Origin of the sequence: Pseudomonas entomophila (assembly GCF_013523125.1) — a bacterium.
In the GTDB taxonomy this organism is placed as follows: domain Bacteria; phylum Pseudomonadota; class Gammaproteobacteria; order Pseudomonadales; family Pseudomonadaceae; genus Aquipseudomonas; species Aquipseudomonas entomophila_B.
In genome coordinates this window covers 1-9,778 of record NZ_JAAMQJ010000068.1, presented here as the reverse complement: position 1 = coordinate 9,778, position 9,778 = coordinate 1, and the positions used below count along the sequence as shown (strand labels likewise).

The window sequence follows — 9,778 nt, the reverse complement described above, 5'->3', positions numbered from 1 at the left end:
ACGCTCACCAGGTGAGCACGCACGGGCAGTTCGCGCATGCTGTCCGGCAGGATCAGCACGCGGGAGGCGAAAACGGTATCGCGGAACGTCACCTGCGCCGGCGCCGGTGCGGCCTCGGTGGTGGTGTTTGGATCTGCTGCAGTGGTCTTTTTCGTGGCCATGTGTGGCTCCAATGAAAAGACCCGCACGCGGCGGGTCTTGGAAGGGGTTGATGTGGGGTGATCGTGTTACGCGAGCGCCTGCCGGACCTCAGCCACCAGGGCCTCGGCGTCAACGCCGCCCTGGACTGCCAGATTCACCGTCACATGGCGTGCCGGGGCCTGGATGTAATGGCCGCTGCTCAATGCCCGGCACAGGCCGTCGGCAATGACCTCGGGGTCGTTGTCACCGGCCAGCAGCCGGCACCAGAAGTTGCGCATGCGGTGCTGATCAAACTGCCCAGTGATCTGGTGATCGACCATGGTGGCCACCGTCTCGCTGTCGACCCCGTTGATGGGTCCGCGTGTCTTGCTGTCAGCCATGCCTGCCTCAATGCTTGTGGTTGGGGGTGTTGCCGGCGGTATCGATGATCCTTGCACCGCCGAAGATGTCGCCCGTTACGCGTAACGCGCCGTCGACTTGAACGTCGCCCTGCAGGGTGATGCTCGGTGCCTTGACCGTGACCGCCTGGGCCTCGACCGATGCCGTCGCGGTCTTGGCGGCGATGGTGTCGTCGGTGATCACCGCCGTACTGCTGCCGACCTTAGTGGTGACCGTGCCGCTGGGTAGCGTGATGGTGTAGCTCTTGGCTTCCCAGTCGTAGACCAGTGAACCGCCATCGTCGAAACGCCACACCTCGACGTGGTCGCGGTTGTCCGGCTGCGGGCCGGCATTGCCGTACAGCCCCGATACAAAGGTGCCCTGGGCAGGGTCACCGCTCGGGCTGATCAGAGCGCCCTGCTCGCCCAGGCTTGGTGACCGCCAATGCCGGGCCTTGCCGGCAGCCAGTGCATGCCACTTCACCCAGGCGCTGACCCAGTCGGTACCGTCCGACATGCGCAGCTTGCCCGCCACCAGGTCCACAGCGACGACGTACCCCTTGATCACCTGGTCGGACAGCATCCGGTCATGCTGCGCGGTCGCGTAGCTCATGCCAGATTCTCCGGCGCCTGATAGTGGTCTTCGTGGCTCGGCCCGGACTGGGGATCGAAAGCGAAGACCAGCGACCCGGGCGGTTCGTCTGGCCATGGCCATTCGGTGTCGCCCAGGCAGACATCCTGCCGCCACTGCACAGACCAGCCGACGCATTTCAGCAGCTCCGGAGTGATCTCCGACGGCATGGCCTGCACGTCATGGGTCTGGTCGACGAAGTCCAGATCCCAATATTGCCCGTCCAGCAACTTGACCAGCTTGCTGGCCAGGATCGCAGCCTGCAGCGGCGCCTGTTCGCGTTCTTCCTCGACCAGAATCAAGGCCTCGAAGGTGGCCACGATGCAGGTGCGGCCGTCGCCAGGGTCCGGCCCAGGGGCCATGCCGGTGATGGCATAGAACAGCGCCGGCAGTTTCATGCCGGCCTCGAGCACCGGGTACGCCGCGATGTTCTGCAGCTGCGGCAGCGCCTGGGTCATGGCCTCGGTCATGGCCGTGTGCAACTGGGTCAGCTCGCTAGGTGATGTCTGCTGTTCGCTCATGCTTCACCGTCAGGATCAGGGTTACCCAGCCGGTACCGTCCGGCTCCGGCCGTACCACGGTGTAGGCCCCGCCACCGTCCTCGGGAGCCAGCTCGATGATCAGAGCCGCGCCCTTGCCCAGGCCGGCCGCATTGGCTGCCGGCAGACTGAACTGGGGTTCGCGCGCCGCCTCGGCGTTGATGCTCGAGGCCAGGCGCTTGCTGCCCAGCTGGGGATCGTGGAAGGGGTTTTCGAAGATGCCCAGCACCGAACGGCCATCGGCAAGTGTGGCTCGATCGCCGACACGTCTCAGGATGGGGCCGTCCAGGCGCCTGGCAGCGCGCTCTCGAAAGCTCGACGGCGCTGCCATCACTGGATCAGCAAGGCAGTCGCGTAGCCGCTCGCTGCATCGCTCAGCAACTTGCCGAACGGCACAGCATTAGCCGTAGCAGGTGCTACCAGGCTGCCGTCGAGAACACTGACCTTCTGCCCTTGCTTGAGGCCTGCTGCTGCAGGCAGATCCCATGCACCGACAGTGCGGCAGGTAGCGACACTCCCCTTAGGCACGGTCTGCAGTGGCATCACCACCAGGTCGTTGATCACCAACGGTACGCCGGCGGCAATGCCAGCGGCTGCGGTGGCTGTTACCGATACGGTCTCACCAGTGCTTGCGTAGTTCTTGGCCATGGCCAGTTCTCCTATTCCAGAAACAACAAACCCCGCATGGGCGGGGTGTTTGAATGGGTCTCGGGTTTACTTGCCGAGGGACTTGCTCAAACCGCGAGAGTCCAGCGGCGAGACACCGGCGTCGATGCGCACCTTGGTGGCCACACCGTCGACCGTGAAGCCGGCCTGCTGCTCGATATACGGCACGTCGATGCCGTCCAGGTAAGCTACTTCCACGGTATCGCTGCCCTGCTTTGCCGCCATGTACCACTCGATCGACGACGCATCATCCAGACGCGGCTCGCCAATAACCTCGGCGAAGTCCTTGAGTGGGTTCCTGACGCCCGAGTTGCTGTCAGTACCAGGCATGGACTCAGAGGCGATCAACTGACGAGCCGTGTCCTCAAGCGCAACCGGGACCAGGATGTAACCAGGGCGGATGTTGAGAGTGCGGCCCGGCCCTTTTTCAACCTGGCTTTTCTGCAACGCCATGGCCGCCTTCGCGGCGCTCAAGGCGCGAATGCTTAGGGCAGTTTCGGAACCCTTGTGCAGGTTCTTGCGGTCCGCGTGGAACAGGGCTTTCTGGTCGCGCATAGGCGCGTTCTTGGTCAGCACGCCATAGACCAAGTCGCCAATGGTGCCCTTGGCAGCCTCGCCCATCAGGCGGGGCACGTCGGTCAGCATGGCCAGGTCGTCGTTGATGATCGCCTGGCGGGTGATGCTGAACATTTCGCCGTAAGTGGCCAGCACGATCTGCTCGCCGCGATCGCCGACCGTCACGTATTGATAGGCGGCCCCGGGGCGAACCTCGCGCAGGGTGCTGAATTCACCCATACCCACCCGCATGGCCGGCTTGAAGTCGCTCAGGCGACCTTTCTTGGTCCACCGGTCGTAGGTCTCTGCAGCACCCTGCCAGCCGGCCAGTACCGACTTGTTGGCCACGTCCAGCAGAATGTTGCCGAAGTCGCTGGAATCATGAGTAAACGCCATGCCGACCATGACCATGGGGCTGTGCGCCGACACGTTGATGCCGCGATCGGTCAGCGAGGCACGGGCCAGTTCGAACATGCGCATGTAGTTGTACGGGTTGTCATTCTCCATCTGCGCATGACCCACACGCGCGGACAGCGAGGCACGCACCGAGTCGCCTACCAGGTTGCCGTTGGTAACGTGGCCAGGGTGGCGGATGGTCGGCGCATTGACCGGCGCGGATCCGGCGCCCAGCGCAGCCAGCAGTTTCTCGCTGGCCTGGGCGACGGTACAGTCGACATCGTCCTGGCAAGTGCGCAGCAGCTCGGCATGACCCACCGAGAAGCCACCGAAGGCGGCGGCGATGCTGGTACGGCGCGCGGTGTCAGCCTCCAGGACCTGGGCGCGGATTTGCGCAGGCGTCAGGGCCTGGGGAGTAGGCTTTGGTGTCGGATCCGGGGTTGGCTCCGGTGGGATCACGACCGAACCACGCGGATTGATCAGGGCGCGCATCGAAGGGGGCATGTGGGTGTATTCCTCTAGACGTTTCGAGTTGAGTTGTGCGGCGGCCTTGATCGGGTCCAGGACCTCGTCTGCGAAGCCGGCCGCCACCGCTTCGTTGCCATCCATCCAAGTGGTGAGCTTGAGCAGGCCCTTGATTTCGTCCTCGCTCTTGCCGGACTTGCGGGCGTAGGCCTTGACCAAGGTGCCCTCGACCTTGTCCAGCAGGTCGGCGTACTCACGCAGGTCGTCGGCATCGCCGATCTGGCCACCCCAAGGCTTGTGAATCATCATCATGGCGTTGGCCGGCATATAGATCCGATCGCCCGCCATTGCCACCACGCTGGCCATCGATGCCGCCATGCCGTCGATGTACACGTCCACGCGGGCAGAATGCCCGCGCAGGATGTTGTACATGGCAGTGCCATCCATCACGTCGCCACCGCCTGAGTGGATCCGCAGGTTGATCTGTGACACGTCACCCAGGGCCGCCAGGTCGCGGGCAAACTGCCGCGCCGAGATGCCCCAGGCGCCGATGTCGTCGTACAGCATGACTTCGGCCTCCCCACGCGCAGCAGCGCGGATGGAGTACCAACTTTCATCAGGCTTATTCGTCGGGCTGATCGACGCCCGGGGCCGCATCAGAGGGCTTTTTTCCGGTAAGTGCATTGGCTAATTTTCCGTAAAACTGGTGGAAGGCGTCGGAGCTGAACACCAGCCCGGCCGCCCGGTTTGCTGCGACCTCGCCGATGCGCGATCGCTTGAGCTCTGCAGGGTTTCGCTGCCTGGCCCGGGCGACTTCGGCCTCATCGGCAAAGCCCGCCTCGCAAAGGATCTTCCAGGCATTAGCCTCATGGATCGGGTTGATCCAGGGCATGACCGGCCCCTGATAAACCGCCGAGTAGACGGTGTCGGGATCCACGCCTTCCGGCACCTTGAGCGCACCGCTGACAATCGCCATCTGCAGCCATTGCCGGTATACCGGGCGGCACCAGTAGTCGATGAACTCGTGCTGCAGCAGGTCATACCCTTGCTGCCCCTCGACCAGCTCCTGACGCTGCGCCGAATAGGTACCGTCATAGCTACGGGCCACGCTGGAAAAGGTACCGCGCGTGCCAGCCGCTACCGCCTTCAACTGGCCGTTCCGGAAGGGTTCGAGGAAGGTGTTGGGCCGGTTGCTTTCGATCATCCCGACTTCTTCGCCTTGGCGAAGACCGTCGAAGACCATCCCGGGCTGAATCGGGATCGACCGCTCTTTCTGTGTGTTTGGCAAAGGCGTGTAGTCGTCGGGCGACCCCTTCTTGATATACATGCCTAGCGCCGCACTGATCCTTGCGGCGACTCGCTCGCTTTCCTCGTAATCCTTGATGTCCGCCAGGCGAATCAGCACACCGTGCAACAGCGGCTGGCCACGGTTCTGGCCAATCCGCTTGCGGTGGGCAATGTGCAGCATCCGTTCGGCTGGCACCCGTTTGGTGTTCTGGGCCAGGCCATGCACCAACAAATCGCCTGGGTGCCGCTTGTAGACGTGATAGGCCTTGACCCGCCGCCATTCGCTGCGCTCGATGCCCTGGGCGATGCCTTTGGACAGGTCGTTGTATTCCCAAGGCAGGTAGTCCGGTTCCAGCAGTTCCAGAGCAAACGGCACCTTGTGCAGGTGGTCATAGCCGCTCACCCGCCCCATAACCATTTGAGCCAATGCCTCGCCATCACGCAGCCAGGTCCTGCACACCAGCCGCTCAACCTGCGGTCGGGTAAGTTCGCCCGATACCTCCGGCGTCAGCGACCACTCGGCCCAGCTTGCCTTGATCTGCGCGGCGAACTCCGCGTGGATGTTGCCGGCATAGTCCAGCGGCAGCGGTTCCACCGCGATGCCAGGGCCACCCACCACGCGCTCCTCCAGCCTATCCAGCAGGCCGATGACCAGGTCGTGGTCCTCGTCCAGCTTGCGGCACTGCTCTCGCATCGAGCGGGCGTCGCGCTGCAGCGACGAATCCGCACTGCGGGTCTGTCGCTTGGCCTTGTGGGTGCGGGTGATGTCTGCCGCCTCATAAGCCTGGATTACGTGACGGGCGCCCAACCGTCGGGCTACCCACCCGGGAAAGACAGGTTCCAGGATTCGGTCGACCTTGTTCACTGGAAGGTCGCCAGAGCGAACCCTGTGCGCCCCTGGGAAGCTGCCACGCGGCGCTCCCACTCTTTGCGGCCCTCGATGATCTGAGGAAGGTCCGCCATCACCACGCGGCGCCCGTTGAACTGGGTGTCCTTGCCCGCCAGAACGTCACACTCGGCCTGCAGATACAGGTCCAGCATTGTTTGAGGGTCTACAGCCATGACCTACCTCCACCCGGGAAGCCACCGTCTGCCGGCACTTGGGGTTCTGATGTTTGAATGGGTTCGGCCGCCGGTTCGATCGGGGCCATGCTTGATTCGGATTCAGACGCGGGTACCGATTCGTCGTCCTGGGCTACTTCCCAAACGCCGGTGTCAGGGTTCTGACTGGCCAACAGGTCCAGGTCCAGGCCGAACCGCTGCTGACTGATCCGCAGCGCGGCCAACGCATATACAGCGCAGTCGAGTGCTTCGTTACGGCGGCCGCCGGCATCCCAGCGCATGACGCGTCGACCCTTGATCACCACCCACTTTTTGCGCTCGCTGGTCAGCTGCTGCAGTTCGTCTTCGTCGCAGATCAACTCGTCGGCAGGCAGATGGACACAACCAGGCACTGGCCGAGGCCCATCCGGCTGCAGCTTGAGTCGGCTGTAGATCAGCTCCTTGGCGTTGTCGGTGCCGACTTCGGTCAGATAGACCTTGCTGCGCTTGTCCTTCTTGCGTGGGAAGTTGGCGATCGGTTTGCCATAGGTGCTGGCCCCGAAGATCGGAATCACCCATTGCACACCGTGCTTGCGGCTCTCGGCGCGGACCTCGTCGGAGTAGTGGCCGCCGGAGTCCCAGCACCACCGCTCTACGCGCATCACCGTGCCGTCCGCCCGTTTGAACTGGCGATGCAGCTCGCGGCCCACCTTGCGGCGCAGCTCAACGCTCGCTGGATCGCCGATGAGGATGAAGCGATGCACCAGCCAGGCCTCTTCGCCGGCACCGTAGGCCCATACCCGGCCCTCGTAGCGGTCGTCCTGTGTATCGATACCGCCGAACAAGGCGACAGCTCGGGCCGGCAGCTCGGTGAACGTCTCTCGACGATCGCGCAGCTGCTCCCAGTCCAGCTTTTCGCCTTGATCCTCTTCCCACACCTGGCCAAGCGTGGTGTTGATGAAGGTTTTCAGCTTGCCCCGGTCCTTGCCGACCTTAACGAAGTCAGTCGCGATTTCGATCCAGGTGGTGAACGTCGAATAACCGGTCCACACGCTGAACGTCACCGATCGGGGCGTTACCGTTGGCTCTCCTCCGGCGTCGAACCACGCCATGCTGTCGCGCGTCCAAATGCCAGAGCGCTCGCAGACCCACCTGCCCGTTTCAGCAGCAGCGGTGACCATTTCGTGATACTCGAACGTGCCGCCGTGACAGTGCGGACACAGGTACCAGGCGGCCTCGACCTCTTGGCGCTCGTTGAGCTGCCACTTGATACCGAACGGGTCTTCTCTGCCACCCCATTGCAGGACCAGCTCGGTACCGCAGCAAGGCGCCTTGATGTTGAACCGCAGGTCGTGCGGTGACTCGATCGCGGCTCGGGATATCTGGCACTTCTCAGAATCGGTCGGCGTCGATCCCCGGATCGACTTCTTGAACGTGGCCCCTTCCAGGCGCTTGTCCCCCAGGAACGTGGGCGCGCCCTCGCCTTCGATGTCCTCGTCGAACTTCGACAGTTCGTCATAAATGACGGTATCCGGGCTTTTCTCACGGTAGTTGCGGGCGGCCTTGCCACCCAGGCACCACAGCATCTTGCGGTTGACGAAGCATTTGGCTTCAAGGGTGTTGTCGCGGTGCTTCATGCCGTACCACGGGGCTAGGTCCAAGACGACTGGCACGTCGCGAATCATCCCTTCGATGTGGCGCTTCATGACGCCCTCGGCGTCACCCTCGGTCGGGCAATACATGAGCACGTTGCGCTTCTTGTGCTGCACCAGGTAACCGATGAATGCCATGAGCATCTTGGTGTACCCGAGGCGGGCCGACTTCACGAAGTTGACTTCGCGGATCAGGTCATTGCCCATCGCGTTGAGGATGGCCATCTGAAACGGGGCTGTGGTCCAGCGACCCTCTTGGTAGGACGATTCAGAGGACAGGTAAAAATGCTTGTCCGCCCATTCCACCACGGTCATGGGCGGCTCTTTGAACAACGCCGTCAGACCAACGCGCACAGCGTTAGCCAGATTCGTCATCCATGGCTGAAAGGAACTCATCAAGAATCTCCGGGAGGCGTTTATCCAGGCTTGCGGCTTCGTTACGCGTAACGGCCACCTCACGCTGCACCGCCTCAAGGTGTCGAGCCTCGATGTCAGGGTGCTTTCGCTTGACCTTGGTATGCACGGTGTCGAGGGTTGAACCGATCAGGCTTACCAGTCGGCTGATAGCGAAAGTCATGAATTCGGCAGGCACCAGGTTGCGGCGCTTGACCTCGTTTCGCATCGCCTGGGCGTCCGCCTGCTCGCGGGTCAGCCGAAGCCGCTCTTGCAGCAGCTTGGCTTCGGCCAGGGGGTCGATGTCGTCACTGGTAGGTTGTTGTTTGCCGCTCTGGTGCTGCAGGCGGTTTTCGAGCACCGAACGGACATCGTAGAAGGACTCGCGGCCGATCTTCTGCACCGGCTCAACGCGCCATTTATCGAAGGCCTGAACCGAAATACCGAGGCTTTCGGCCATGCGTTTTTTGTTCAGCCAGAACGGCTGACGGGTGATCGTGGGATTCGTCATGGACTAAACAACAACCAACCTCCGAATTTGGGTCATACATAGCGAAAAGGCGGGGCCCGAATTACCCCCTACCCCCGGTACCCTCGGGAGGACCCGTCGAAAATGGTCAAAAATCGACCAAAATCGACAGAATCGACCCCCTCGCCCTACCCCCTCACCCCTGCAAGCCACGGAATACGTGGCCTCCAGCGTATCGACCTGGAAACGATCAGGTTCGAGCGGTCAGGATGGCATCACGCAGGGCGCGGTCGAGCACAGTCGGGCCGTGGGCCTTGGCGATGTTCGAGGCGATCTTAAAGAACGGGAAGATCACGCGGTATGACGGCGCGCTGTCGGTGAACAGGAAGACAGGCTTGGCCGCTTCACCGAAGGCGGTGTCCTTGCGCTCCCAGATGCCCTGCTCATCGTTGACCGTGCCGGTGAAGTAGCGCCTTGCATTGCCGTTGCGTTGGCTGCGCTTGCTGCCGGTGGCATTGGCTTGGAAGCCGCTTGCCGACTCAGCCGCACCCAGGCCCGACAGGATGCGAGTCATGGTGCCGCGCGAGACGTTGCCGTACTGGTTGAGCAGGTCGTTGACCGGTACCGCGTACTGCCCGGACTTCATCAGCCCCTTGGCGATCAGCGACTTTTCGAATCGCTTATGCGGCCGCTGTCCGCCCTGGACGGCCTGCTGCAGGTAGGCATCAGCAGGAATGCCCGAGGTCCAAGCGTCCTTGAAATAGACTCTGGCCGGGCGGTTCTTGGTGGCCGCCTGAACGAACAAGCTGCGCATCGTGGTCGGCGTGGGCCGGTCGATGCGCTGTTTCATCACTTCCAGCATGCCGGCCTTGATCTGCTGGGCCAGCCGGGTCTGGGCAAGGATCTGCGCGAACGGGATCTGCCGCTTCTGGATGTCTGAGATTTCGCGGGCCAGTGGGACGCGGTCGATGTCCAGTTTGAAGTCGATCATGGCTGGCCCCTCGATACGCTAGACAACGCCGATCTGGTCGCGCACCGGCGATGGCGACGTGAAAAGCTGACTGCGCTGCTCAGCCAGCAGGCCATTCAGCTGCACGAACAGCACTTCTCGGACTTCGCCTTTGACGACTTCGAGAGTTCGAGCAGTGGACTCGATCGCTTCGGAC

11 protein-coding genes are annotated in these 9,778 nt (G+C 62.8%); all 11 read right to left on the bottom strand.

From position 1 onward, the window contains the following. Positions 1-227: 227 nt before the first annotated feature. Positions 228-521 carry a hypothetical protein gene (locus G7007_RS21235; protein ID WP_181104994.1) on the bottom strand — a complete coding sequence of 98 codons (294 nt, stop codon included), beginning with the start codon at positions 519-521 and terminating at the stop codon, positions 228-230. A gap of 7 nt (positions 522-528) precedes the next feature. Continuing rightward, complete coding sequence (locus G7007_RS21230; RefSeq protein ID WP_181104992.1) at positions 529-1,131, bottom strand: phage baseplate assembly protein V; 603 nt, start codon at positions 1,129-1,131, stop codon at positions 529-531. Next, positions 1,128-1,670 carry a hypothetical protein gene (locus tag G7007_RS21225; RefSeq protein ID WP_181104991.1) on the bottom strand — a complete coding sequence of 181 codons (543 nt, stop codon included), beginning with the start codon at positions 1,668-1,670 and terminating at the stop codon, positions 1,128-1,130. The genes G7007_RS21230 and G7007_RS21225 overlap by 4 nt, the downstream gene beginning before the upstream one ends. After that, positions 1,645-2,019 (bottom strand): head-tail joining protein, encoded by a 375-nt coding sequence (locus tag G7007_RS21220; protein WP_181104989.1) that lies wholly within the window; start codon positions 2,017-2,019, stop codon positions 1,645-1,647. The genes G7007_RS21225 and G7007_RS21220 overlap by 26 nt, the downstream gene beginning before the upstream one ends. Beyond that, positions 2,019-2,336 (bottom strand): capsid cement protein, encoded by a 318-nt coding sequence (locus G7007_RS21215; protein WP_181104987.1) that lies wholly within the window; start codon positions 2,334-2,336, stop codon positions 2,019-2,021. Before G7007_RS21215 ends, G7007_RS21220 begins: the two co-directional genes overlap by 1 nt. Before the next feature lie 66 nt (positions 2,337-2,402). After that, positions 2,403-4,454 (bottom strand): ClpP-like prohead protease/major capsid protein fusion protein, encoded by a 2,052-nt coding sequence (locus tag G7007_RS21210; RefSeq protein WP_375139514.1) that lies wholly within the window; start codon positions 4,452-4,454, stop codon positions 2,403-2,405. Next, on the bottom strand, positions 4,393-5,922 hold the full coding sequence (locus G7007_RS21205; RefSeq protein WP_181104983.1) for a phage portal protein: 1,530 nt from the start codon (positions 5,920-5,922) through the stop codon (positions 4,393-4,395). The genes G7007_RS21210 and G7007_RS21205 overlap by 62 nt, the downstream gene beginning before the upstream one ends. Next, positions 5,919-6,119, bottom strand: a complete 201-nt coding sequence (locus G7007_RS21200; protein ID WP_181104980.1) for a primosomal replication protein PriB/PriC domain protein — start codon at positions 6,117-6,119, stop codon at positions 5,919-5,921. The genes G7007_RS21205 and G7007_RS21200 overlap by 4 nt, the downstream gene beginning before the upstream one ends. After that, complete coding sequence (locus G7007_RS21195; protein ID WP_181104978.1) at positions 6,110-8,146, bottom strand: phage terminase large subunit family protein; 2,037 nt, start codon at positions 8,144-8,146, stop codon at positions 6,110-6,112. Before G7007_RS21195 ends, G7007_RS21200 begins: the two co-directional genes overlap by 10 nt. Next, a complete protein-coding gene (locus G7007_RS21190) occupies positions 8,109-8,654 on the bottom strand; it encodes a terminase small subunit (protein WP_258198652.1) in 546 nt (181 codons plus the stop codon). Before G7007_RS21190 ends, G7007_RS21195 begins: the two co-directional genes overlap by 38 nt. Before the next feature lie 208 nt (positions 8,655-8,862). Then, positions 8,863-9,603: a hypothetical protein gene (locus G7007_RS21185; RefSeq protein WP_181104976.1), complete on the bottom strand. Its 741-nt coding sequence runs from the start codon at positions 9,601-9,603 to the stop codon at positions 8,863-8,865. Between the last annotated feature and the right edge of the window lie 175 nt (positions 9,604-9,778).

What these genes read in the sequence shown, in the direction of transcription:
- G7007_RS21235 (WP_181104994.1), bottom strand. Translation starts at nt 521, where the DNA reads ATGGCTGACAGCAAGACACGCGGACCCATCAACGGGGTCGACAGCGAG.
- G7007_RS21230 (WP_181104992.1), bottom strand. Translation starts at nt 1,131, where the DNA reads ATGAGCTACGCGACCGCGCAGCATGACCGGATGCTGTCCGACCAGGTG.
- G7007_RS21225 (WP_181104991.1), bottom strand. Translation starts at nt 1,670, where the DNA reads ATGAGCGAACAGCAGACATCACCTAGCGAGCTGACCCAGTTGCACACG.
- G7007_RS21220 (WP_181104989.1), bottom strand. Translation starts at nt 2,019, where the DNA reads ATGGCAGCGCCGTCGAGCTTTCGAGAGCGCGCTGCCAGGCGCCTGGAC.
- G7007_RS21215 (WP_181104987.1), bottom strand. Translation starts at nt 2,336, where the DNA reads ATGGCCAAGAACTACGCAAGCACTGGTGAGACCGTATCGGTAACAGCC.
- G7007_RS21210 (WP_375139514.1), bottom strand. Translation starts at nt 4,454, where the DNA reads ATGCACTTACCGGAAAAAAGCCCTCTGATGCGGCCCCGGGCGTCGATC.
- G7007_RS21200 (WP_181104980.1), bottom strand. Translation starts at nt 6,119, where the DNA reads ATGGCTGTAGACCCTCAAACAATGCTGGACCTGTATCTGCAGGCCGAG.
- G7007_RS21195 (WP_181104978.1), bottom strand. Translation starts at nt 8,146, where the DNA reads ATGAGTTCCTTTCAGCCATGGATGACGAATCTGGCTAACGCTGTGCGC.
- G7007_RS21190 (WP_258198652.1), bottom strand. Translation starts at nt 8,654, where the DNA reads ATGACGAATCCCACGATCACCCGTCAGCCGTTCTGGCTGAACAAAAAA.
- G7007_RS21185 (WP_181104976.1), bottom strand. Translation starts at nt 9,603, where the DNA reads ATGATCGACTTCAAACTGGACATCGACCGCGTCCCACTGGCCCGCGAA.